Here is a 23,462-nt window from a genome sequence, read left to right on the forward strand (position 1 = left end):
GCATGAGCGGCCAGCGCAGCGGCTCGGGCCGCGAATCAGCATGTCAGGTTGGCTCAGGCCGACGCCGGAGCGCAGCGGAGGTGGCGGCATGAGCGGCCAGCGCAGCGGCTCGGGCCGCGAATCAGCATGTCAGATTGGCTCAGGCCGACGCCGGAGCGCAGCGGAGGCGGCGGCATGAGCGGCCAGCGCAGCGGCTCGGGCCGCGAATCAGCATGTCAGGTTGGCTCAGGCCGACGCCGGAGCGCAGCGGAGGTGGCGGCATGAGCGCCGCGGAGCACGGCGTGCGCGCCGTGCGGGTGACCCGCCTCGACGGGCCCGCGGCCCTCGAGGTCGCCACCGTGCCCGCGCCGGACCGCCCGGACGGGCACTACCTCGTCGACGTGCACGCGGTCGGCCTCGCCTTCCCCGACCTGCTGCTCAGCCACGGGCGCTACCAGCTCAAGCCCGACCTGCCGTTCACGCTGGGGATCGACTTCGCCGGCGTCGTGCGCGAGGCCCCGCCCGGCGCCGGGATCGCCCCCGGCGGCCGGGTCGCCGGCTGGCTGCCCGTCGGCGCCGCCGCCGAGGCCGTCACGGCGCCGGCGACGCACGTCTTCCCCCTGCCGGACGCCGTGTCGTTCGCCGAGGGCGCCTGCCTGCCCCTCAACTACTTCACCGCCCACTACGCGCTCGTCGTGCGCGGCGAGGTCCGGGCCGGGACCCGGGTGCTCGTGCACGGTGCGGCGGGCGGCGTCGGCACGGCCACGGTCCAGGTAGCCAAGTGGCTGGGCGCCGAGGTCGTCGCCGTGGTGTCCGGCCCCGGCCGGGCCGGGGCGGCCCTCCGCGCGGGCGCCGACCACGTGGTCGACGCGTCCGGCTTCCTGCGCGAGACCCGCGACATCACCGGTGGCGCCGGGGTCGACGTGGTCGTCGACCCCGTCGGCGGCGACGAGCTCGCGCTCGACTCGGTGCGCTGCCTGGCCCCGCTCGGGCGGCTGCTCGTGCTCGGCTTCGCGTCCGGCTCCATCGGCGCGCTGCGGCTCAACCGCTTACTGCTCGCCAACGTGGACGTGCGCGGGGTCGCGTGGGGGCCGTACACCCGCCTGCACCCCGAGTTCCCGGCGGCCCAATGGGCCGCGCTGACCCCCGGCCTCGCCGACGGGTCCCTGCGCCCGCAGATCCACGCCACCTACCCGCTCGACCGGGCGGCCCGGGCCCTCCTCGACATCGAGGAGCGCCGGGTCGCCGGCAAGGTCGTGCTGCTCACCCGCTGACCATCCCCCACCCCTTCTTCGGAGGACGCCGTGACCGCCGATACCGTCGCCATCGCGAGCCGGCCCGCGCTCGACCTCGCCGGGCTGCTCGCCCCGCGCTCCATCGCCGTCGTCGGCGCCTCGCCGGGGGTCGACCGGCACCCCGGCCGGGCGATCGCCAACCTGCTGCGCACCGGCTACCCGGGGCGGATCGTCCCGGTGAACCCGAAGTACCAGGACGTGCTGGGGCTGCCGTGCGTCCCGTCGATCGCCGACGCCGGGCCGGTCGACACCGCGTACGTCCTCGTCGGCGCCGACCGCGTGCTCGACGTCACCCGGCAGTGCGCGGCGGCCGGCGTCGCGCACGTCGTCGTCTGCACGTCCGGCTTCGCCGAGGAGGGCGCGGCCGGCCGGGCGGCGCAGGCCGAGCTGAGCCGGATCGCCCGGTCGACCGGCACCCGGATCGTCGGCCCGAACTGCATCGGCGTGCTCAGCCCCGTCGATGGCGTCATCGCGACGCCGACCCTCAACATCGCCCAGCACCTGCTCCCCGGCTCGGTGACCGTGGTCAGCCAGAGCGGCGGGATGGGCGTCAATGTCGTCAACCTCGCCACGGCCCGGGGCCTCGGGACCCGCGCCCTGATCAGCGTCGGCAACGAGTGCGACGTCGACGTCGCCGACCTCGTCACGGCGCTGGCCGGCGACCCGCACACGTCGGTGATCGCGCTCTTCCTCGAACAGGTGCGGCGGGCGGACGCGTTCGTCGCCGCCGTCCGCGCCGCGCGCGACGCCGGCAAGCACCTCGTGGCCCTCAAGGTCGGCGCGAGCGACGCGGCGGCGCGCTCGTCGCTCGGGCACACCGGCGCGATGACCGGCTCGCACGACGTCTTCCGGACCGTCATGGCCGAGGAGGACGTCCACGTCGTCGACTCCCTCGAAGCGCTCGTCGACGTCGCCGACCTGCTGTCGCGCGGCGTGCTCCCGCGCGGCGACCGCCTGCTCGTCGTGTCCCCCTCCGGCGGCGAGTGCAGCTACGCCGCCGACCGGGCGGAGGCGGCCGGGCTGTCGGTGCCGCCGCTGGACGCCGAACGCGCCGACCGGCTGCGCCGGCTCATGCGCTTCGGCACGCCCGGCAACCCGCTCGACCTCACCGGCGCCGTCATCGGCGACCCGGTGCTGCTGCGGCGGATGCTCGACGAGGCGACCGCCGGCGACGCGTTCGACGCGGTCCTCGTCGCGCTGCCCACCTGGAGCGCGCACGACGCCGAGCGCCTGCTGCCGGTGATCCTCGACGCGGCGGCGGCGACCCGCGTGCCGACCGTCGTCTCCAGCTGGTCGGCGGGTGCGATGACGGCCACCGTCGAGCGGCTGCTGCAGACGTCGCGGGTGCCGACGTTCACCGACACGGACGCCGCCCTGCGCGCCCTCGGCGTCGTCGCGCGCCCGCGGCGGCCCCGCCGTCCCGCGCCGCAGCCGGTCGGCACCGCACCGCCGCCGGCCTGGGCGGGGCGCGCGCCGACGGAGGACGCCGCCAAACGCTTCCTCGCCGGACACGGCGTCGCCGTCGCCCGCGAGGTGCTCGTCGCCCCGGGCGGCGACGTGCTCGGCGCGGCCGCCGGGCTGCGCCGCCCCCTCGTCGCGAAGCAGCTCTGCGTCGGGGTCGAGCACAAGAGCGACCTCGGGCTCGTGGCCGTCGGCCTGCGCACGGACGACGAGGTGCGCGCGGCCGTCGAGCGCTTCGCCGCGGCCGTCGACACGCACCGCCTCCAGCCGCACGGCATCCTGCTCGCGGAGCAGGCGACCGGGGCCGAGGTCATCGTCGGCGGGGTGCGCGACCCCGACTTCGGCCCGATGGTGCTGGTCGGGGCCGGCGGGGTGCTCACCGAGGTGTTCAGCGACCGGGTGCTGGCCCGCTGCCCGGTGACCGCCGACGAGGCGCGGGCCATGCTGCGCGGGCTGCGGATCTGGCCGGTCCTCGACGGCTACCGCGGCGCCCGGCACGACGTCGCCGCCCTCGCCGAGCTGATCTCCCGCGTGTCCCAGCTGCTCGCCGGCGGCGACTGGATCGCCGCCCTCGACCTCAACCCCGTCATCGTCGGCGCCACCGGTGCCGTCGCCGTCGACGCCGCCGTGCACGTCCGGGAGGCCTGATGGACCTGTTCACACCGATCCGCATCGGCGCGCTCACCGCGCGGAGCCGGGTCGTCATGCCGCCGCACTCCTCGGCGATCGGAAACCTCTGGGGCACCGAGGCGGAGGCCGGGCAGGCGATCGCGTACCTCGCCGAGCGGGCGCGGGCGGGCATCGCCTGGTCGACGATCCCGGGGCGGATCAGCAACGTCCTCGCGCCCGGGTTCGAGCCGTCCGGCATCAGCGCCGTCGTGCACGGGTCGTTCCGCGGCGCGAACTACGTCGAGCGGGTGCGCCGGTACAGCGCGGCGATGCACGAGGCGGGCGCGCTGGCCGCCACGCAGCTGACGATGAACGGCGGCTACCCGCACGCCCCGTCGGACCGGTTCGCGACGCCGGTGAACTTCCTCGCCCCGCACGCGATCACGGTGGACGAGCTCGCGCTGCTGCTGGACGAGTACGAGTTCTCGGCCGGGACCGCCCGGCAGGCCGGCATCGACGTGCTCGAGCTGCACATGAACCACGAGGACCTGACCCAGCAGTTCCTCTCCCCCAGCACCAACGACCGCACGGACCACTACGGCGGCTCCCTGGGCAACCGCATGCGCCTGCCGATCGAGGTGCTGGAGCGCGCCCGCGCCGCGTTCGGCCGCGACGGCGCGCTCGGCGTGCGGATGAACCTGGCGGTGCCCGGGTCCTACGAGCTGGACGAGGGCGTCGAGATCGCGCGCCGCATCGAGGCGACCGGCCTGGTCGACTACTTCCACATGGTCTACGGCTCGACCTGGGGCCACCCGAGCTACATCCAGCCCCACTTCTACGAGCCCGGCACCTGGTCGGGGCTCGCCCGGCGGTACCGGGAGGCGCTGTCGGTGCCGGTCGTCTACACGGGGCTGGTCAACAGCCCCCGACTGGCCGCCGAGATCGTCGCGCGGGGCGACGCCGACCTCGTCGGGATGGCCCGGGCCCACGTCGCCGACCCGCAGCTGCTGGTCAAGGCGCGGGCCGGCGAGCACCGGTCGATCCGCCCGTGCGTCGGCGGCAACGACTGCATCAACCGGCGCTACGTCGACGGCCTGCCGTTCGGCTGCGCCGTCAACCCGCACGCCGCCCGCGAGGTCGACGGTCCGTGGCCGGGCGGCGCGCGCGTCGACCGGCCGGTGCTCGTCGTCGGCGGCGGACCGGCCGGGATGGAGCTGGCCGCCCTCGCCGCCGAGGCCGGCGCCGCGGTGACGCTGGTCGAGCGGGCCGACGCGCTCGGCGGGCAGCTGCGCACGGCGGCGCTCGCCCCGTCGTTCGGGCGGCTCGGCGAGTACCTCGACTGGCAGGAGCGCCGGCTCGGCTCGCTCGGCGTCCAGGTGCGGCTCGGCACCGCCTTCGGCGCGGCCGACCTCGCCGCGGCGGACGCCGAGGTGGGCGCCGGGGCGGCCCTGGTCGTGGCCACGGGCGCGCGGGAACGCGTGCCCGACCTGCCGGGCGTGCACCTCCCCCACGTCGTCGGGGGCCGGGCGGCCCTGCGCGGCGCGCCGGTGGGCCGGCGGGTCGCCGTCGTCGTGCAGGACGACCATCTGGCGCCGCTCGCCGTCGCGGAGGCCCTCGCGGACCGCGGCTGCGAGGTGACCCTGCTCTACTCCACGCACGTGCCCGCCCAGCTGCTCGGCCGGTACATCGTCGGCTCGGTGCTCGGCCGGCTCGACTCGCTCGGCGTCCAGGTGCGGATCATGGAGGAGGTCGTGGCGATCGGGGACGGGGTGGTGCACGTGCGCCACACGTACTCGGGTCGCGCCCACGAGCTGACCGGGTTCGACACCGTCGTGCTCGCGTGCGGCGGCACCTCCGAGGCCGGCCTGTACGCGCTGGCACGCGAGCAGGGCCGGGCCGACGTGCACGTGCTCGGTGACGCCTACGCGCCGCGCCGGCTCGTCTTCGCCACCCGGCAGGCCCTCGTCGTGGCCCGGCTGCTCGCCGGCCTGGACCCCTGACGGCGAGGCCCCCGAAACGCTCGCGTTTCGGGGGCCTCGCCGGTTTCCCGCCTCGGGTCACATGGCGCTGTTGTTGTTCTTCCACTCCAGCGGCTTCTTCGTCACCCAGCTCATCAGCCGGTCGATGAGGAACCCGGCGATGAGCAGCGTGGTCAGCGCCGCGAAGGTGCCGGCGCTGTTGAACATGCCCGCGTTGCGTGCGACGAGGTAGCCCAGGCCGCTGTCGCCGGCGAGCATCTCGGCCACCACGACACCCACGACGGCCTGCGGCACGGCGAGCTTGAGCGCCGCGACGACCCAGATGAGGGCCGAGGGGAGCCGGACCCGCAGCATGACGTCGATCTCCGAGCCGCCCATGATGCGCACGGAGTTGACCAGCGACGGCCGCACCTCGCGGATGCCGAAGAAGGTGTTGAAGAAGACCAGGAAGAAGACGATCACGGCCGCGGTGAGGACGCCCAGCCCGCTGCCGATGCCCACCCACATGATGAACAGCGGGATGAGCGCGTGCTTCGGCATCGTGTAGAGGGCGGTGATCATCGGCTCGAAGATCTCGGCGAGCGTCTTGGCCTGGCCGAGCACGACACCCACCAGGATGCCGAGCAGGCCGCCGCACAGCAGGCCGAGCCCGGCGCTGCGGAAGGTCGCCGCCGCGTTGGTCAGCAGGGTGCCGTCGGTCACCCAGCCCCACAGCGCCGGCAGGAACTCGGAGGGCCGGCTGATGAGCAGCTCCTGCACGACGCGGCCGGACGCCAGCTCCCACGCGACGAGCACGGCGGCGATGACGAGCGCCTGGATGCCGAGCACCATCAGGCGGTGCCGTCGCGCCGAGCGCCGCTGCGTCGCCTTGCGTTTCTGGGCCGGGCGGCTCCCGACGAGCGTGTCGGTCATGACCCGTTGCCTCCTCCGTCAGCGGTGGCCTTCGACCTCGCGTCGAGCAGACCACGGTTGAGCTCCTGCTCGACCCGGGCGAACTCGTCGGTGAATCGCAGCGCGTCGAGGTCGCGCTCGACTCCGAACGGCAGCCGGTACTCCGCCACGATCCCGCCCGGAGGGCCGCCGCCGACGATCAGCACCCGGTCGGAGATCTTCGCCGCCTCGGTGATGTCGTGCGTGACGAACATGACCGTCTGACCGGCGCGCTTGACGGTCTCGCGCAGCTCGATGTGCATCTGGTGGCGCATCTGCGCGTCGAGCGCCGCGAACGGCTCGTCCATGAGCAGCAGCTTGGGCTCGTAGATCATGCTGCGGGCCAGCAGCGCGCGCCGGCGCATGCCGCCGCTGAGCTGTCCGGGCAGGAGGTTCGCGGCGTGGCCGAGGTCGAGGATCTCCAGGTACCGGCCGACCTGGCGGGCGATCTCGGCCTTGGGCACCTTGCGCATCCGCAGCGGCAGGCCGATGTTCGCCTGCACCGTCTGCCACGGCAGCAGGGTGTCGTCCTGGGTCATGTAGCCGACGTTGCGGTTCACCCCGTTGATCGGCTCCCCCGCGAACCGGACGTGGCCGGCCCGCGGCCGGAGCAGCCCGGCCGCGAGGTTGAGGATCGTCGTCTTGCCGCAGCCGCTCGGCCCGAGCAGCGTGAGGAACTCACCGCGATCGATGGTGAGGTCGACACCGTGGAGGATGTCGTCGCGCTCACCGAACCCGATGGCGAGGTCCTGCACCTCGAAGATCGTGCCCTGCCCCGTCATCAGTTCCCCCGGGCGACGGGCGCCACGAGTTTGTCGTACTTCAGTGCGGCGTAGTCGTTCTCCGACGTCGCGTCGAAGAGCGTGACGAGCGTCTTCCAGTTGACCTCGGTGAAGTTGCTGCCCGCCGGGTAGGCGCTCTTGCACTGCGTCCACATGTTGTCGAAGACCGCCTTGTCCATCTCCTTGAAGACGTTGTTCTTCAACAGCTCCGCGGCCTTGTCCGGCTGGTCGACGGTCATCTTCTGGCCGTCGTTGAGCGCGTCGTGCACGGCCTTGACGGTGTCGGGGTTCTTCTCGATGTACGACCGCGACGCGTAGGTCACGATGCCCTGGTAGTCCTTCAGCGACGCGACGTCGCCCTTGGGCAGCGACACCCAGGTGACGGCCTTGCCCTGGGCCACGGCCACCTCGCCGCTGCCGACCGCGGCGAAGCTGGCGTCGAACGTGCCCTGGATGAGACCGGCGGGGATGGCGCCGAGGTCGTTGAGCGGCACGAAGCGGACGTCGGTGTCGGGCTTGAGGCCGACCCCCTCGAGGATCGTGCGCAGCACGATGTTGCCGGTCGAGCCGCTGGGGCTCACCGCGATCCGCAGGCCCTTGAGCGCCTTGAGCCGGTTCTCGATCGGCGCGTCGGGGGCGACGCCGGTCTTCTGGGCCGCCTCGTTGCGCATCGTCAGGCTGAACAGCAGCGGCGCCATGCCGGCGATGATCTGCACGTCCGCGCCCTTGGCGATCGCGTCGATCACGGTGTTGGTGCCGCCCACCGCGACGTCGACGTCGCCGGCGAGCAGCGCCGCCACCTGGTTCGTGCTGCCGGCGCCGGCGATGTTCTGCCGGCGCAGGGAGATGCCGTGTGCGTCGCCGAGCTTGCCGTCGATGGCGAGGTTCATCGTCGCGTTGTTGATGCTGGAGGTGATCCCCACGCGGACCGTGGTCGGACCGCCGGTGCCGCCCGACTTCGAGGACTGGGGGTCGGCACCGCAGGCACTGAGCGACAACGCTACGGCGAGGGCCGTGGCGACGGCGGCGCCGGTGCGGCCGGTGAGCCGGGGGAGGCGAACGCCGAGCATTCGACGCTCCTTTCATCAAGACCAAGGGATTATGGTTACCATAATCATGAATTGGGGTGTGGTCAACATTACAAGGGATTCGAACGGCTCAACCTGGTAACCGTTCGGACATCTCAGGGAGACGCCCGCGACGCCGCAGGGGTGTGCGTCGCGCCGGGAGCTCCGGCGTACCGGCGGCCGCGGCCGGGCCCGGTCAGTCGCCGCGGAAGTTCGGCCGGCGCTTCTCCAGGAAGGCCCGGGCGCCCTCCACCATGTCCGGGCTGCCGATGGCCTGGATGAGCATCCCGACGCCGGCGGCCATGTTGTCCTTCGAAGCGTTCCACCAGAGGTTGGAACTGATCTTCGTGATCTCCAGGTAGCGCGGGCTGAGCCGGTGGATCTCGGCGAGCATCGCCTCCACGGCCGGCTCCAGCTCGCCGTCGGGCACGACCTCGTTGACGAGGCCGAGCGCGAGGGCCTGCTCGGCCGGGTAGCGGCGGCACAGCATCGCCATCTCCTTGGCCCGCTTCTCGCCGATCTGGACCCCGAGGACGTTCGTCGCCCCGAGCACCGGGGCCGAGCCCACCTTCGGGCCGGTCTGCCCGAAGGTCGAGCGCCGCGTGGCGATCGCGAGATCACAGGCGATGACCAGCTCGTTGCCGCCGCCGGCCGCCGCACCGTCAACGGCCGCGATGACCGGCCGGGGGCAGTTGCGGATCGCGTCGACGAGCCGGAAGGACGCCGTGAACAGCTCACGCAGGGCGTCCGGGTCGGGATCGCCCAGGTTGGCCAGCGCGCCGCCGGCGCAGAACGCGCCGCCGGACCCGGTCAGCACGACGGCGTCGAACCGGGCGGCGCCCTCGACGGCCGCGGTCATCGCCCGCGCCATGTCCAGGTCGTACGCGTTGCGGCGATCCGGACGGTTGATGGTCACCCACAGGGCGTGACCGCGCGCTTCGACCTCGATGTCAGCCATGTCGTCTCCTTCGGTGCCCGCTCACCGGCCGTGCCAGCGCGGGGGCCGCTTCTCCTTGAAGGCGCGCGCGCCTTCCTTCGCGTCCTCCGACGACCGCACCGGCTCGTAGATCTCCGCCTGCCGGGCGAACGCCTCCGAGGAGTGCCAGTCGCGGGACTCGACGATGATCCGTTTCGTCGCCCGGACCGCGAGCGGCCCGTTGGCGGCGACGCGACGCGCCAGCTCGAGCGCCGCGTCGAGCGCCCCTCCCGGCGGCGTGAGCCGGTTGACGAGCCCGACCTCGGCCGCCCTTTCCGCGGTGAACGTGTCGCCGGTGAGCGTCCACTCCATCGCCAGCTGCAGCGGTACCCGCGACGGCAGCCGGAGCAGGCCGCCGCCACCCGCGAGCAGTCCCCGCTTCACCTCCGGCAGGCCGAACCGCGCACCTTCGGCGGCGGTCACCAGGTCGCAGGCGAGCACGATCTCGAACCCGCCCGCGACGGCGAAGCCCTCCACCGCGGCGATGAGCGGCTTGCCGGGCGGGCGCTCGACGAGGCCGGCGAAGCCCCGGCCCGGGACCGACGGCCGCTCCCCCGCCAGGAACGCCTGCAGGTCCATGCCGGCGCAGAACGTCCCGCCGGCGCCGGTGATGACCCCGGCGGAGATGCCCGGGTCGGCGTCCAGCCGCTCCATGGCGGCGGCGATCCGGCGCGCGGTCGCGAGGTCGATGGCGTTGCGGACCTGGGGCCGGTTGATGGTGACGACGAGGACGCCGTCGGACACCTCGACGAGCACCGGCGGCGGGCACCGGTCGTCCCCGGCCACGGCCGGGGCGGCGACCCGCTCCATGATGTGGTCGACCATCTCAGCGGGCCTGCATCCGGACGGCGCCGTCGAGGCGGATCGTCTCGCCGTTGAGGTACGCGTTGCCGATGATGTGCACAGCGAGGGAGGCGTACTCGTCGGCCTGCCCGAGCCGGGCCGGGTTGGGGACCGAGCGGGCCAGCCCTTGCTTGATCTCGTCGGAGAAGCGGTCGAGGATCGGCGTGTCGAAGATGCCCGGCGCGATCGTGCAGACGCGGATGAGCTTCGTCGCGAGGTCGCGGGCCGCGACGAGGGTCATGCCGACCACGCCCGCCTTGGCCGAGGCGTACGGGATCTGGCCCACCTGCCCCTCCCACGCGGCGACGGAAGCGGTGAGCACGCACACCCCGCGCTCGCCGTCGACCGGCTCGTTCGCCGCCATCCGGGCCGAGGCGAGGCGCAGGACGTTGAACGTGCCGACGAGGTTGAGGCGGACCAGCGTCTCGTAGAGCTCCAGCGACCCCGGCGAGCCGTCGCGCTCGACGAGGCGCACGGTGCCGCCGCGGCCCGCGCAGTGCACCAGCGCCCGCAGCGGGGCGACCCGCTCGGCCGCGTCGAGGGCGGCCGCGACCTGGTCGGGCTCGGTGACGTCGGCGGGCACGAAGCACGCCCGGTCACCCAGCTCCGCGGCCCGCTCGGCGCCGGCCGACGTCGGCAGGTCGAGGATGACGGTGTGCGCCCCCGCGTCGACCAGCCGGCGGGCCGTCGCCAGACCGAGGCCCGAGGCGCCTCCGGTGACGACGGCACTGTTTCCCTGAAGATTCATCGGGGCGACTCCTGAAGGATCTCGATGATGGTGGCGTTGGCCATGCCGCCGGCCTCGCACATCGTCTGCAGCCCGTACCGGCCGCCGGTCTGTTCGAGGTGGTTGATGAGGGTCGTCATGAGCCGGGCTCCGGACGCGCCGAGCGGGTGCCCGAGCGCGATGGCTCCGCCGCGCGGGTTCAGGCGCCCGGCGTCGACCGGGAACTCGGCCCGCCAGGCGAGCGGGACGCTCGCGAACGCCTCGTTGACCTCGATCGCGTCGATGTCGCCGATGCGCAGCCCGGCCCGGTCGAGCACCTTGCGGGTCGCCGGGAGCGGCCCGGTGAGCATGAGGGTGGGGTCGTCGCCGACCACGGCGGAGGCGACGATGCGTGCCCGCGGCCGCAGTCCCAGCGCCGACGCCCGCTCCTCGCTCATGACGAGCAGCGCGCTCGCGCCGTCGGTGATCTGCGAGGAGTTGCCCGCGGTGACCTTCCAGCCGACCTCGGGGAACCGCCGGGTGTAGGGGTCGGTGGCGAAGGCCGGCGACAGGTTCGCCAGGGTCTGCACCGAGCTGCCCGGGCGGATCGTCTCGTCCGCGTCGACGACCCGCTCCCCCGCACCGTCCGGCACCCGGATCGGGACGATCTCGCGGTCGAAGGCGCCACCGGCGCGGGCCGCGGCGGCCCGCGCGTGCGACTCGGCCGCATATGCGTCGAGCTGCTCGCGGGTGAGGCCCCACTTGGCGGCCACCAGCTCGGCGGCCACGCCCTGCGGCACGAGGCCGGGATAGCGTGCGCGGGTCCGCGGGCCGAACGGGTCGGCGTCCATGCGACCGGAGCCCATCGGCACCCGGCTCATCGACTCGACGCCGCCGGCGATCACGACGTCGTAGGCACCGGCCCGGACGCCCCACACCGCGAAGTCGACGGCCTGCTGGCCGGAGCCGCACTTGCGCTCGATCGTCACCGAGGGGACATGGTCCGGGAACCCGGCGGACAGCCACGCCTGCCGGCCCGGCGTCGCCGACTGCTCGCCGACCTGACCGACGCAGCCGACGATGACGTCCTCCACCAGTGCAGGATCGACACCGTTGCGCTCGAGGAGCGCGGCGAGCACCTGCCCGAGCAGATCGACGGGGTGGAGCCCGGCCAGGGAGCCGGACGCCTTGCCCTTCCCCATGGGAGAGCGCACCGCGTCGACGATGACGGCACCAGTCACGAGAACCTCCTGCGAGCCGCTTGACCGACGTTAACCATATAAACCAATATCACAGATACGGGTGCAGGACTACAGGACGGAGGCCCCGTGAGCGAGGCACTTTTTGAGCTGCCGGAGGCGTACAGAGCGCTGCAGGAGCAGGCCCAGGCGCTGGCCAGAGCGGTGCGGCCGTTCTCCGCCCGGGCCGACGAGGCCGACCACATCGACCCCGACATGCGCGCCCAGCTGGCGGCGAGCGGGCTCACCGATCTGGTCGTGCCGGCCGCGTACGGCGGGCGGCACGAGAAGGTGGACGCCCTCGCCGTGACCGTCGTGCGCGAGGCGCTGGCCGCGGAGAGCGCCCATCTCGACTCCCTCTTCGCGATGCAGGGCATCGGCAGCTACGGCCTGGGCGTCGGCGGGGCGGAGCGGGTCAAGGCGGAGTGGCTGCCGAAGGTCGCCACGCTGGAGGCCATCGCCGGGCTGGCGCTCACCGAGCCGCAGGTCGGCTCCGACCTGCGGAACCTGGCGACGACCGTGGAGACCGACGGCGACCACGTCGTCGTCACGGGGCACAAGTCGTTCATCACCAACGGCGGCGACGCCGACTTCTATCTCGTCCTCGGCCGCCAGGGCGACGGGTTCACGCTGGTCCTCGTCCCCGCCGGGGCGCCGGGCTTCTCGGCCAGCAACCCGCACCAGATCATCGCGCCGCACGTCCTCGGCGACCTGCACCTCGACGGTGTGCGCCTGCCGGCCGACCACGTCGTCGGCCCGCCGGGCAAGGGCTTCTCGCTGGTGCTCGCCACGCTGGCGACCTTCCGGGTCTCGGTCGCGGGCGCGGCCGTCGGGCTCGCGCAGGCGGCCCTCGACGAGGCGCTGCGCCACACCGCCGGCCGCGAACAGTTCGGCGTGCCGGTCGCCCGCCTCGGCCCGGTGCCCTCGATGCTCGCGACCTCGTGGGTCGAGATCGAGATGGCGCGCAGCCTCGCCTACCGCGCCGCCGCGGCCGCGAGCCGCGACCCCCTCGCGGCGCTCAACCTGTCGTCGATGGCGAAGGTCGGGGCCACCGAGGCCGCGGGCCGCGTCGTCGACCGCGCCGTCCAGGTCATGGGGCGGTTCGGGCTGGTGCGCGGCGGCCTCATCGAACGGCTCTACCGGGGCGCGCGGCCGATGCGCATCTACGAGGGGTCGACCGAGGTCATCCTCGATTCGCTGGCAAAGCAACTGCTGAAGGGACTGCAGTCATGATCATCGACGCGCACTGTCACGTGTGGCCCGACCACATCGCCCCGCAGGTGCTCGCGCAGCGGCCGGCGGGGCTGGATCCGCGCCACGACGGCACGCTGGACGGCCTGCGGCGCACCATGGACGAGGCCGGCATCGACCTCGCGATGACGCTCGCGGTCGCCACCGTGGCCAAGAACGTCGCGCGGACGAACGAGTTCATCGGCGGCGTCGACCGGTCGCGGTTCATCCCGTTCGGCACGGTGCACCCGGACCTGCCGGTCGCCGCGAACCTCGCGTCGCTGCGGGACAACGGCATCGGCGGGGTGAAGCTGCACCCGCTCTTCCAGGGGCTCTCGCTCGCCGACCCCGCGGTGCACGAGATCCTGCACGGGCTCGCCGCAGAGGGCATCGTCGTGATCACCCACGCGGGCGCCGGCGGCGACGCACAGGCCAACGACCGGGGCGCCCCGCACCATCTGCGCACCATCATCGACACGGTGCCGGGCCTCAAGCTGATCGCGTGCCACTTCGGCGGATACCACCGGCTCGACGAGGCCGAGCAGGCCGTGCTCGGCACCGACGTGCACCTGGAGACCTCGTGGCCGCCCACCCTGCGCGGGCTCGACGCCGACCGGGTGCGCGAGATCATCGCGCGGCACGGCGCGTCCCGGATCATCTACGGCAGTGACTGGCCGATGAGCGATCCGGCGACGGAGATCGCGGCGGTGCGCGCGCTCGGGCTCCCGCCCGCGGACGAGGAGGCGGTCCTCGGTGGCAACCTGGCCCGCCTCCTCGGGATCGCGCCGCTAGCGCACGACTGACCAGGTGATCGAGGCGTCCATGGTGGAGGCGAACTTCTTCTCCAGGTAGCGCGTCATCTCCGCGATGTGCTCGCGCATGGACTCCTCGGCCACGTCACCGTCGCTGGCGGCGATGGCGTCGTAGATGGACCGGTGCCGCTTGAGCACCGTCCCCCGGCGGTGCTCGGGGTAGTCGACCCCGAGCACCGTGCCGTCGAGGATGTCGAGCAGCGCGTCGACCAGGAAGCCGAACACGGTGTTTCCCGAAGCCCAGGCAATGACGTCGTGGAAGCTCTTGTTCGTCTCCAGGAAAACACCCTGGTCGGCGATGTGCTCGCCCATTTTCTGCACCGATTCTTCGAGCTGGCGCAGCCGCTCGGCGTCGATGCGCTGCGAGGCGAGCCGGGCCATGAGCGGCTCGAGGGCGGCACGGGTCTCCAGAATGGAGCGGAATGGCGCCTGCTCGAACTGCAGCAACAGAATCAGGGACGTCGCCAGATGGGAGGCGTCGGGCTTCTCGACGATCGGACCGCCGCCCGGCCCCGGCTTGAGGGAGATGACGCCCTGCAACTCGAGAAACCGCAGCGACTCCCGGAGGGTGCCGCGGCCGACCTGGTACTCCTCGAGCATGACCCGCTCGGGCGAGAGCCTGTCGCCGACCTGCCGGCCCTGCCTGCTGATCTCGTTGACGATGCGCTGCGCCACGAGCATGGCGGTCTTCTGCGGACGGTCACGGTTCACTGCCGCACCCCCCTTCTGCGTCGGCCTCCCCTGAGGCTCATTGCTTCCTATGATATTCAGCAAAAGGGCGTGTTCGCTACCCGCCCCCACCAGCCGGCGTCCGCATTTCCCCCCGATGTCGAGAATGTGCGAGGAATGTGACCATCCCTCTCGCGCTGCGTGACCGCCGTCAATACGATCAGCGCTGACCCAGCGCGGGCAGCACCTCGTCCGCGAACAGTTTGAGGGTGGCGAGCATGTCCTCGTGAGGCAGGTCGTACCACTGCGCCCGGAGGATGACCGTCGTCACGCCGGCCTCCTCGAGCTCGCGCAGCCTGGCGACGCACGTCGCGGGGTCGGTGAAGAGGTACGCCTCGTCGGCCACCTCCGCGGCGGCCGCCTCGCTCTGCAGGTGACGATACTGGGCCGTCGCGTCGGGGGCGTTGTACTTCGCGTACTGCTGGGTCACGCCGAGCCGGGCGCGGAGGCCGCGCTCGCGGGCCCGCTCCCGGTCCTGGTCGAGCACGAGCTCGCGGCGGACGACCACCTCACCGTTGAGCGGCCGGCCGAGCCGCGCGCGCTCCGCCCGCTCCACCTGGACGAGCTCGGCGAGCTTCGCCACCGACGCGTGCGGCGGCACGATCCAGGCGTCGCCGAGCTGAGCGGCCCGCCTGGCGCCCGCCTTGTGCATTCCGGCGCCGACCCAGATCGGCGGCCCGCCCTGCCGCACCGGGGGGAGGCTGATCCGCGCGTCGTCGAGCGAGTAGTGCTTGCCCGCGTAGGTCACCGGCTCACCGGACCACAGCCCGCGGATGATCTCGACACTCTCGGTGTAGCGCGAGACGCGTTCCTCGAGCGGGATGCCGAACGCGGCGAACTCGTTCTCCCGGTAGCCCATGCCGAAGCCGGCGATCGCCCGCCCGCCGCTCAGGTGGTCGAGCGTCGCGAACGTCTCGGCGACCTGGACGGGGTGGTGCAGCGGCAGGATGAACATGTTGGTCCCGATATGCATCCCCTCCGCCTGCTGCGCGAGCGCCGCCAGGGTGGGAACGGGCTGCAGGGTGGGCATGCTGCCGAGGTAGTGGTGCAGCAGCCAGATGCTGTCGATCCCGCACTCCCGCGCCACGGAGACCTGCTCCCGGAGCTCGCCGACCCGCTCGGCGGCAATGGTCCCCTGCGGGAAGTCATTCATGATCGCTAATCCGAACTTCACGGCCCGTAACCCCTTCGACGCCCAACGCTGCTGCACGATATAACGATTATAAGGATATTGTCGCCAGCAAGCGAGCGTGCACAGGGGCGTTCGCCCGGCCGCCTCCGGGTGGGCGGTCACGGACCGAACGGGGTGGGCGGCGGATGGCGGTCCGCCTCCCGCGCGGCGAGCGTGGCCATGTCCCGCCGGTACTGCTCGGCCGACAGGTAGCCGGCGAGCAGCCACTCGGTCAGCACGGCCTCGGCCCGCTCGGCCCGCGGCGACGCCGGCGAGAACCCGAGCGACTCCCGGCTCCGGCGCCTGGCGATCCACGCACTGCCGGACGACAGGATCGCCACGAAGATCAGGACGATCAAGAAGACGGCGAACTCCACCGCGACCACCCCCGCCGGCATCCGGGGTCCACATTCAATCCTCGCTCGGCCGGTTTCCGGCGGCAACCGGTCCCCCCTGGCGCGCACCAAAGGGGCGCCGACGCGGATGGCGCAACTCTTCACATATTCAGCTTCATCAATCAGCTGGTTCTCTCCGGCAGTTGGCAGGCGTGACTGTACGGCGCCTACGACCCGCAGCTGACCATGACCTTCGACAAGGCGCCCGGCACGTTCTGGCTGCAGGCGCTGTCCGCCCGCGTGTTCGGCCACGTCCCCTGGGCCGTCCTGCTGCCCTCGCTGCTGGCGAGCCTGGCCTCGATCGTGCTGATGTACCGGGTCGTGCGCGGGTGGGCCGGACCGGAGGCGGGCGTGGCGGCGACCGGGTTCTTCGCGGCGACGCCGATGGTCGCCGCGCTCGCCCGCACCCAGATCCCCGACCCGGTCCTCGTGGCTCTGCTGCTGGCCGCGACCCTCCTCTGGCAGCGGGCCGTCGCCACCGACCGGCTCAGGCCGCTGCTGTGGACCGGCGTGCTGGTGGGCCTCGCGGTGCTGTGGCTCGCCTGGCTGGCGGTGCACCTGCTGGCCTTCGCCGGCAGCGTCAAGGCCCACTCCTTCTACAACATCGCCCTCGCACCCGCCCTGTCCGCGCTCGCCGCGGCCGGCCTGGTCGCCCTGTGGCGGGCCTACCGGACCTCCGGCTGGCACCGCTGGCTCCTGCCCGCCGCCGTCGCCGCCAGCGGCTGGTGGGCCTGGCACCTCGCCCGCGCCAACCGCGGCGGTGAACGCTACGACCTCGCCGTGCAGTGGGCGCCGCAGGCCGGCCAGTTCATCACCCGCGGCCTCGACCCACTCCCGATCGGCGGGTTCACGGCCCAGATCCCGAGCGTCGGCGTGCGGCGGCTCGACGAGCTCGTCGCGGCAGGGGAACTGCGGTACGCCCTCGTCGACGGCCCGCAGCTGAAAGGCAAACCGACCCGCGACCACCCGGACTACGCCGCCTGGGCGCCGACCGCCTGCCGACCCGTCGACGGGTTCAGCACCGGGCTCTACACCCTGTACGACTGCGCGCGCTAGCCGGTCACTCGCCTTCCTTCGAGCCGTCCGAGGTCATCGCCTCCTGACCCGGAGCGGACGGCAGGAAGGCGTGCTGATGCCCCCGGCCGATGTCGACGTTGAGCTGGTCGAGTTGCGTGGCGCCGACCGACCAGCCGGCGACCGCCAGGTCACGCTGGCGGCTGGCGAGGCTCAGCAGCGCCGCCCGGTCCGCCTCGGGGGCCTTGACCGCGGCCGCGTACGTGTCCACCGCGAGGTCGAGCTGCCGGGCGCCGCCGGCGAGGCTGCCCCGGGCGATGTTGACCGCCGTCCCGGCCGACGGCGGGTCCTTGAACTCCTCGACACCCTTGCGCGTGACCGCCTTCCACCCGTCGACCTTGCCCTGCTCGACCAGCGGCCCCGGCGCACCCTTGGGCGGAAGCGCCGTGGCCAGCTGCTCGACGGCCGGACCGAGCAGCTCCAGGATCCGGCGTGCCTGGTCGGTGAGCGCCACGACCTGGTCGGCGTCGCGCTTGACCTCCGCGACCTGCAGCTCGTCGATGCGCCGCTGCGTGTCGCTGCGCGGGTCGGCGACGGCGCCGCCGACGAGACCCCCGATCAGCCCGCCGACGACGAGCGCGACGGCCGCCGCGATCACGACGGGCCGCCACCGGAAACCACCGCCGCCGGTGGCACGGGCGCGGGCAGGCAACGGACGGGCGCGACTCGGCGAACGGGGTGGCATCACAGCTCCTGGGGGCGCGTTCGACTGCCGCCGGGACGGAAGGCTCGCCGAAGACCGACCACCCGGGCGTGGTGACGCCCGATGCTATCGGCTCGCACGACGGGCCGGAAAGTCACGAATCACGGGCATCTGAGGGGGTCAACGGTCCGGCGGGGCCGGTGCGAGCATGCGGATGGCCTGGTCGGCGTACGTGTAGGCGACCTGCTCCACGCTGTGCGGGCCGTCCGGGCGGAACCAGGCCGCCACGCCGATGCCCATGTCGAGGATCGAGTACGACGCCAGGCGCGGGTGCTCGACGGCGAAGACGCCCGCGTCGCGGCCCTCCTCGATCACGCCGCGCAGGGTGCGCTCGTAGGCCGCCCGCATGGCCAGGATCCGGTCGCGGGCGGGCTGCTCCAGGTTGCCGATCTCGCGGTTGCCGACGAAGGCCTGGTCGCGGTGGCCGGCGTGGTATCGGACGTGGGCCTCGACCATCCGGCGCAGCCGCAGGACCGGTCCGCCCCCGGCGCCGGCGGCGGCGCGCTGCGCGTCCAGCAGCGCCTCCATGGTCTCGACCATGACGGCGACCAGCAGGTCCTGCTTGGACCTGACGTGCCGGTAGAGGCTCGGCCCGCGGACGCCGACCGCGGCGCCGACGTCGGCCATGGTGGTGGCGCGGTAGCCGCGGTCGGCGAAGAGGCGCAGCGCGGCACGGCGGATCTCCGCCGCCTCCAGGCCTGGCTCGCTAATCATCGTTAGCCTACTCATCACTATTGCTTGACTTTACTCGTAACAGCATACCTAAACTGCGCTAATGACGGTTAGCAAGCGGACGGCGGACCGGAGACGGGAGGGGTCATGAGCTTCGACTTCTCGCTGAGCGAGCGGACCACCGAGTGGCGGGACCGGATCGCCGCGTTCGTCCGCGACGAGGTGATCCCCCGCGAGCAGGACGCGTTTGCCGATGGGGTCACCGACGCGCTGCGCGCCGAGCTGCAGCGGGCCGCCCGCGCGGCCGGCGTGTGGGCGCCGCAGGTGAGCGCCGGGCTGGGCGGCGGCGGGTTCCGCTTCGACGAGGCCGCGGTGCTGCTCGAGGAGGCCGGCACCAGCCTGCTCGGCCCGCTGGCGCTGAACTGCGCGGCACCCGACGAGGGCAACATCCACCTGCTCGACGCGGTGGCCACCGGCGAGCAGCGGGACGCGTACCTGCGGCCGCTGGCCGCCGGCGACGTGCGGTCCTGCTTCGCGATGACCGAGCCGCCGCCGGGCGCGGGCTCGGACCCGGCCGCGCTGCGCACCACCGCCACCCGCGCGCCCGGCGGCTGGCGCATCACCGGCCACAAGCACCTGATCACCGGCGCGGACGGCGCGGCCTTCGCGATCGTCATGGCCCGGCACGACGACCGCGACGGCGCGAGCATGTTCCTCGTCGACGCGGACAACCCGGGCATGACGGTGGGCGCCCACGCGCGGACCCTGGACGCCACCATGCCCGGCGGCCACTGCCAGGTGGCGTTCGACGGCGCGTTCGTCCCGGACGCGGCGGTGCTCGGCGAGCCGGGGCAGGGTTTCCGGTACGCGCAGGTCCGTCTCGCCCCGGCCCGGCTGACCCACTGCATGCGCTGGCTCGGCGCCGCCCGCCGGGCGCACGGGATCGCCCTGGACCGGGCGCTCGGCCGGGAGCTCTTCGGCGCCCCGCTGGCGAGCCACGGGATGGCACAGCAGCTGATCGCCGACAACGAGATCGACCTCGCCGCGGCGCGGGCCCTGTTGTGGCACGCCTGCTGGCAGATCGCCGAGGGCGCCCGCGGCACCGAGGAGTCGTCGCGGGCCAAGGTCTTCATCAGCGAGGCGGCCTGCCGGGTGGTCGACCGCGCGGTGCAGCTGGCCGGTGGGATGGGCACGTCGGACGAGCTCGTGATCGGCCGCATCTACGCCGACATCCGCGCGTTCCGCATCTACGACGGCGCCTCCGAGGTGCACCGGATGTCCATCGCCCGCCGGGTCGTGCGGCGCGCCGAGGGCCGGCGGACCACCGATGCCTGAGCTTCCGGGGCTGCCGTCCGACCGGATCGGGGCGTGGCTGCGCGAGCACCTGCCGGAGCGCTTCCCCGGCGGCTGGGACGCCGAGCTCATCTCCGGCGGGCTGTCCAACATCACGTACCGGATCGTGCCCGCCGGCGGCGAGGCGGTGATCCTGCGCCGGCCGCCGCTGGGCGAGGTGCTGCCGAGCGCGCACGACATGCGCCGCGAGCACCGCGTCCTCACCGCCCTGGGCGGCACGGCGGTGCCGGTGCCGGAGACGCTGGCGCTGTGCACCGACGAGGAGGTCCTCGGCCGCCCGTTCTACGTCATGACCGAGGCTCGGGGGCGGGTGCTGCGCACCGCCGCGGACACCGCGGAGCTGTCCCCCGCGGTGCGGTCCGAGCTGGCCGACCGGCTGATCACCACGCTCGCCGACCTGCACGCGATCGAGCCGGCGGCGGTCGGGCTGGCCGACCACGGGCGGCCGGACGGCTACGCGGCACGGCAGCTGCGGCGCTGGGGCGGGCAGTGGGAGCGGTCGCGGACCCGGGACCTGCCGGACATGGACCGCCTGCTGGCCCGGCTCGCCGAGCGGCTGCCGGCGCAGGCCGGGTCGGCGCTGGTGCACGGCGACTACCGGCTCGACAACACGGTCGTCGACCTGACCGGGCCGGCGCGGATCACCGCCGTGCTGGACTGGGAGCTGTGCACCCTGGGTGATCCGCTCGCCGACCTCGGCGTGGCGCTGTCCTACTGGCACGACCCCGGCGACGACGAGCGCGGCCTGATCCCGGTGGCCGCCGGCGTGACCGCGCACGAGGGCTTCCCGCGGACCCACGAGCTGGCCGAGCGGTATGCCGTGCGGACCGGCCGCGACCTGACGACGCTGCCGTTCCACCTGGCGCTCGCCGCGATGAAGCTCGCGGTGATCCTGGAGGGCGTGCACGCGCGGTTCCTCGGCGGGAAGACGGTCACCGCCGGCTACGACGACGTCGGCGCCGCGGTGCCGGTGCTCGTCGCCTGCGGCCTGCGCCGGCTGGACGAGTCAGGCGCCTGAGCCGTGCCGCAGACGAGCTGATCAGCCGCCACCGCGCCGGCCCGGGACCGGCCCCGCGGTGGGGACCGGTCCCGCGACACGGGTGCGGCGCCCCTGGCGCCGGTGGGTCAGATCAGGCCGTGGGCGAGCATCGCCTCGGCGACCATCCGGAAGCCGTCGATGTTGGCGCCGGCGACGTAGTTGCCCGGCATGCCGTACTCCTCCGCGGTGGCGTAGCAGCGGGCGTGGATGTCGCGCATGATGCCGTGCAGCCGCTGCTCGGAGTGTTCGAACGTCCACGAGTCGCGGCTGGCGTTCTGCTGCATCTCCAGCGCGCTGGCGGCGACCCCGCCGGCGTTGGCGGCCTTGCCCGGCGCGAAGCGCACCCCGGCTTCGGCGAACACGCGGACCGCCGCCGGCGTCGTCGGCATGTTCGCCCCCTCCACCACCGCCACGCAGCCGCCGGCGACCAGCGCGGCCGCGTCGTCCGCGTCGATCTCGTTCTGCGTGGCGCTCGGGATGGCGACCGCGCACGGCACGTCCCGCCACAGCCCGCCACCGGGCGTGAAGGTCGCCCCGGGACGGTGGTGGACGTACTGCTCGATCCGCTCCCGCCGGACCTCCTTGACCTCCTTGAGGACCGCCACGTCGATGCCCTTGTCGTCGCGCACGTAGCCGGACGAGTCGGAGCAGGCCACCACGAGGCCGCCGAGCTGGTGCACCTTCTCGATCGCGTAGATGGCCACGTTGCCGGAGCCGGACACGACCACGCGCTTGCCCTCGATGCCGTCGCCGGCGGCGCGCAGCATCTCCTCGGCGAAGTACACCGCGCCGTAGCCGGTCGCCTCCCGGCGCACCTGGGCACCGCCGTACACGAGACCCTTGCCGGTGAGCACCCCGGACTCGTACCGGTTCGTGATCCGCTTGTACTGCCCGAACAGGTAGCCGATCTCCCGGCCGCCGACGCCGATGTCGCCGGCGGGCACGTCGGTGTACTCGCCGATGTGCCGGTACAGCTCGGTCATGAACGACTGGCAGAACCGCATCACCTCACGGTCGGAGCGGCCCTTCGGGTCGAAGTCCGACCCGCCCTTGCCGCCGCCGATCGGCATGCCGGTCAGCGCGTTCTTGAACAGCTGCTCGAACCCGAGGAACTTCACGATGCCGAGGTAGACCGACGGGTGGAACCGCAGGCCGCCCTTGTACGGGCCCAGCGCGGAGTTGAACTCGACCCGGAAGCCGCGGTTGATGTGCACCTCGCCCCGGTCGTCCTCCCACGGCACCCGGAAGATGATCTGCCGCTCCGGCTCGCAGATCCGCTCGATGATCTTGGCCTGGGCGTACTCCGGGTGCTTGCCCAGCGCGGGGGCGACGCTGTCGAGCACCTCGCGAACCGCCTGGTGGAACTCGCTCTCACCAGGGTTGCGGTGGACCACCGCGGTGAAGATCGAGTCAAGTTTGTCCTGTACCGACACCGTCGTCCTTCCGGTTTGGCCTGTCCGAGCACCCGCTGAGCCGAGTGCCGGGACACCCACACCGTTGTGGACCGGACTCGCCTCGCGCGGGGCCGTGCCCTGCTGAAGCCAGGCCGAGCAACATCGCGTGTTTACCTCCCGTTCATCGTTGCATCGCTGCAACCACGACGCGACCATCCGTGTTGATCAGCACACACACCGGTCGGGCCTTGCCTCGGGAGTGGACGGCGCGTGGTGGCCTCCGGCTACCGGTAGCGCTCAGGCGGCCGGCTTGCGGGCATGGACGCGTTCGACGGTGCCGGCCTTGCGCCGCTCCGTCTCCTCGACGGCGAAGCCGGCGGCGCGCACCAGGGGCAGCTGGCGGCGGGTGAAGTACTCCCCCGCCGCGCGGCCGGTGAGCTGCTCGAGCAGCCACTGGGCGGCGCGGACCGGCGGCCAGCTGCTGCCGATGTGGTCGAGCAGCAGCAGGGTGCCGCCGGGGACGAGGACGCGGTGCATCTCGGCGATCGCGGCGGCCGGGTGCGGGATGGTGCACAGCGACAGCGCGCACACCACGGTGTCGAAGGTGCCGTCCGCGAAGGGCAGCCGCTCGGCGTCGCCCTGCCGCAGGTCGGCGGGGCGGCCGAGGTCGGCGGCGCGCCGCCGGGCGATGGCCAGCATCGCGGGGCTCAGCTCGATGCCGGTGAGGACGACGCCGGGCCGGTAATGGGGCAGGCTGCGGCCGGTGCCGACGGCGACCTCGAGGACCCGGCCGTGCGCGCGTTCGCCGAGCCACTCCCGTCCGCCGGTGAACCAGACCCGTTCGAAGAAGCCGATCTGCCTGTCGTAGCCGGGTGCGTTGCGGTCCCACACCCGCTGCTGGCGGGCCGTGGGCGTCTCGGCGTCCCTGGTCACAGTGGTCCCTTCGGCGCGGGGAGGAACGGTCGCCGCCGGCGGCGGCACCCCCATGATGGTCGGCCCGTCGACGCCGGCGTTCAAGCGCGGGC

Annotated in this window: 22 protein-coding genes; 8 read left to right on the plus strand and 14 right to left on the minus strand. The window is 73.3% G+C overall.

Annotated elements, in window-relative coordinates:
• Positions 1 to 260: 260 nt before the first annotated feature.
• Genes AB0I21_RS39425 through AB0I21_RS39435 form a run of 3 tightly spaced genes read left to right on the plus strand, consistent with a single transcriptional unit; the run spans position 261 to position 5,344 of the window.
• On the plus strand, positions 261 to 1,253 hold the full coding sequence (locus AB0I21_RS39425) for an NADPH:quinone oxidoreductase family protein (protein ID WP_360568791.1): 993 nt from the start codon (positions 261 to 263) through the stop codon (positions 1,251 to 1,253).
• Between the two features lie 30 nt (positions 1,254 to 1,283).
• Positions 1,284 to 3,383: an acetate--CoA ligase family protein gene (locus AB0I21_RS39430; protein WP_360568792.1), complete on the plus strand. Its 2,100-nt coding sequence runs from the start codon at positions 1,284 to 1,286 to the stop codon at positions 3,381 to 3,383.
• On the plus strand, positions 3,383 to 5,344 hold the full coding sequence (locus AB0I21_RS39435) for an FAD-dependent oxidoreductase (protein WP_360568793.1): 1,962 nt from the start codon (positions 3,383 to 3,385) through the stop codon (positions 5,342 to 5,344). The genes AB0I21_RS39430 and AB0I21_RS39435 overlap by 1 nt, the downstream gene beginning before the upstream one ends.
• A gap of 57 nt (positions 5,345 to 5,401) precedes the next feature.
• On the opposite strand, the gene AB0I21_RS39440 is transcribed toward AB0I21_RS39435, so the two are convergent.
• From AB0I21_RS39440 to AB0I21_RS39470, 7 genes are all read right to left on the minus strand, one after another.
• Positions 5,402 to 6,235, minus strand: a complete 834-nt coding sequence (locus AB0I21_RS39440) for an ABC transporter permease subunit (RefSeq protein WP_360568794.1) — start codon at positions 6,233 to 6,235, stop codon at positions 5,402 to 5,404.
• Positions 6,232 to 7,035: an ABC transporter ATP-binding protein gene (locus AB0I21_RS39445; protein WP_360568795.1), complete on the minus strand. Its 804-nt coding sequence runs from the start codon at positions 7,033 to 7,035 to the stop codon at positions 6,232 to 6,234. The genes AB0I21_RS39440 and AB0I21_RS39445 overlap by 4 nt, the downstream gene beginning before the upstream one ends.
• On the minus strand, positions 7,035 to 8,105 hold the full coding sequence (locus AB0I21_RS39450) for an ABC transporter substrate-binding protein (protein ID WP_360568796.1): 1,071 nt from the start codon (positions 8,103 to 8,105) through the stop codon (positions 7,035 to 7,037). Before AB0I21_RS39450 ends, AB0I21_RS39445 begins: the two co-directional genes overlap by 1 nt.
• A gap of 193 nt (positions 8,106 to 8,298) precedes the next feature.
• Entirely contained in the window at positions 8,299 to 9,060 is a 762-nt protein-coding gene (locus AB0I21_RS39455) for an enoyl-CoA hydratase/isomerase family protein (RefSeq protein ID WP_360568797.1), read from the minus strand.
• Positions 9,061 to 9,081: 21 nt separating this feature from the next.
• A complete protein-coding gene (locus AB0I21_RS39460) occupies positions 9,082 to 9,903 on the minus strand; it encodes a crotonase/enoyl-CoA hydratase family protein (protein ID WP_360568798.1) in 822 nt (273 codons plus the stop codon).
• Between the two features lies 1 nt (position 9,904).
• Complete coding sequence (locus tag AB0I21_RS39465) at positions 9,905 to 10,669, minus strand: SDR family NAD(P)-dependent oxidoreductase (protein WP_360568799.1); 765 nt, start codon at positions 10,667 to 10,669, stop codon at positions 9,905 to 9,907.
• Positions 10,666 to 11,868, minus strand: coding sequence for a thiolase family protein (locus tag AB0I21_RS39470; RefSeq protein ID WP_360568800.1), 1,203 nt, complete (start codon positions 11,866 to 11,868; stop codon positions 10,666 to 10,668). The genes AB0I21_RS39465 and AB0I21_RS39470 overlap by 4 nt, the downstream gene beginning before the upstream one ends.
• Positions 11,869 to 11,955: 87 nt before the next feature.
• On the opposite strand from AB0I21_RS39470, the gene AB0I21_RS39475 reads away from it, so the two are divergent.
• Positions 11,956 to 13,098, plus strand: a complete 1,143-nt coding sequence (locus AB0I21_RS39475) for an acyl-CoA dehydrogenase family protein (RefSeq protein WP_360568801.1) — start codon at positions 11,956 to 11,958, stop codon at positions 13,096 to 13,098.
• Complete coding sequence (locus tag AB0I21_RS39480) at positions 13,095 to 13,898, plus strand: amidohydrolase family protein (RefSeq protein ID WP_360568802.1); 804 nt, start codon at positions 13,095 to 13,097, stop codon at positions 13,896 to 13,898. The genes AB0I21_RS39475 and AB0I21_RS39480 overlap by 4 nt, the downstream gene beginning before the upstream one ends.
• Here AB0I21_RS39480 and AB0I21_RS39485 read toward each other — a convergent pair.
• From AB0I21_RS39485 to AB0I21_RS39495, 3 genes are all read right to left on the minus strand, one after another.
• Positions 13,884 to 14,582 carry an FCD domain-containing protein gene (locus tag AB0I21_RS39485; protein WP_360568803.1) on the minus strand — a complete coding sequence of 233 codons (699 nt, stop codon included), beginning with the start codon at positions 14,580 to 14,582 and terminating at the stop codon, positions 13,884 to 13,886. The genes AB0I21_RS39480 and AB0I21_RS39485 overlap by 15 nt on opposite strands.
• A gap of 214 nt (positions 14,583 to 14,796) precedes the next feature.
• Positions 14,797 to 15,810, minus strand: a complete 1,014-nt coding sequence (locus tag AB0I21_RS39490; protein WP_360568804.1) for an LLM class flavin-dependent oxidoreductase — start codon at positions 15,808 to 15,810, stop codon at positions 14,797 to 14,799.
• Between the two features lie 116 nt (positions 15,811 to 15,926).
• Positions 15,927 to 16,205, minus strand: coding sequence for a hypothetical protein (locus tag AB0I21_RS39495; protein ID WP_360568805.1), 279 nt, complete (start codon positions 16,203 to 16,205; stop codon positions 15,927 to 15,929).
• A 183-nt stretch (positions 16,206 to 16,388) separates the two neighbouring features.
• Here AB0I21_RS39495 and AB0I21_RS39500 point away from each other — a divergent pair, with 183 nt between their 5' ends.
• Complete coding sequence (locus AB0I21_RS39500) at positions 16,389 to 17,258, plus strand: glycosyltransferase family 39 protein (RefSeq protein ID WP_360568806.1); 870 nt, start codon at positions 16,389 to 16,391, stop codon at positions 17,256 to 17,258.
• Between the two features lie 4 nt (positions 17,259 to 17,262).
• On the opposite strand, the gene AB0I21_RS39505 is transcribed toward AB0I21_RS39500, so the two are convergent.
• Both AB0I21_RS39505 and AB0I21_RS39510 read right to left on the minus strand, forming a co-directional pair.
• Positions 17,263 to 17,961 carry a hypothetical protein gene (locus AB0I21_RS39505; RefSeq protein WP_360568807.1) on the minus strand — a complete coding sequence of 233 codons (699 nt, stop codon included), beginning with the start codon at positions 17,959 to 17,961 and terminating at the stop codon, positions 17,263 to 17,265.
• Between the two features lie 138 nt (positions 17,962 to 18,099).
• Positions 18,100 to 18,693, minus strand: coding sequence for a TetR/AcrR family transcriptional regulator (locus AB0I21_RS39510; RefSeq protein ID WP_360568808.1), 594 nt, complete (start codon positions 18,691 to 18,693; stop codon positions 18,100 to 18,102).
• Positions 18,694 to 18,798: 105 nt separating this feature from the next.
• Here AB0I21_RS39510 and AB0I21_RS39515 point away from each other — a divergent pair, with 105 nt between their 5' ends.
• Positions 18,799 to 19,986, plus strand: coding sequence for an acyl-CoA dehydrogenase family protein (locus AB0I21_RS39515; RefSeq protein ID WP_360568809.1), 1,188 nt, complete (start codon positions 18,799 to 18,801; stop codon positions 19,984 to 19,986).
• A complete protein-coding gene (locus AB0I21_RS39520; RefSeq protein WP_360568810.1) occupies positions 19,979 to 21,022 on the plus strand; it encodes a phosphotransferase family protein in 1,044 nt (347 codons plus the stop codon). Before AB0I21_RS39515 ends, AB0I21_RS39520 begins: the two co-directional genes overlap by 8 nt.
• Before the next feature lie 107 nt (positions 21,023 to 21,129).
• Here AB0I21_RS39520 and gdhA read toward each other — a convergent pair whose 3' ends face one another.
• Together gdhA and AB0I21_RS39530 are read right to left on the minus strand one after the other, a co-directional pair.
• Positions 21,130 to 22,476, minus strand: coding sequence for an NADP-specific glutamate dehydrogenase (gdhA, locus tag AB0I21_RS39525; protein WP_360568811.1), 1,347 nt, complete (start codon positions 22,474 to 22,476; stop codon positions 21,130 to 21,132).
• A gap of 258 nt (positions 22,477 to 22,734) precedes the next feature.
• Positions 22,735 to 23,454 carry a methyltransferase domain-containing protein gene (locus tag AB0I21_RS39530; protein WP_360568812.1) on the minus strand — a complete coding sequence of 240 codons (720 nt, stop codon included), beginning with the start codon at positions 23,452 to 23,454 and terminating at the stop codon, positions 22,735 to 22,737.
• Between the last annotated feature and the right edge of the window lie 8 nt (positions 23,455 to 23,462).

The sequence above is a fragment of the Dactylosporangium sp. NPDC050588 genome (assembly GCF_040654975.1).
Classification (GTDB): Bacteria; Actinomycetota; Actinomycetes; order Mycobacteriales; family Micromonosporaceae; genus Dactylosporangium; species Dactylosporangium maewongense.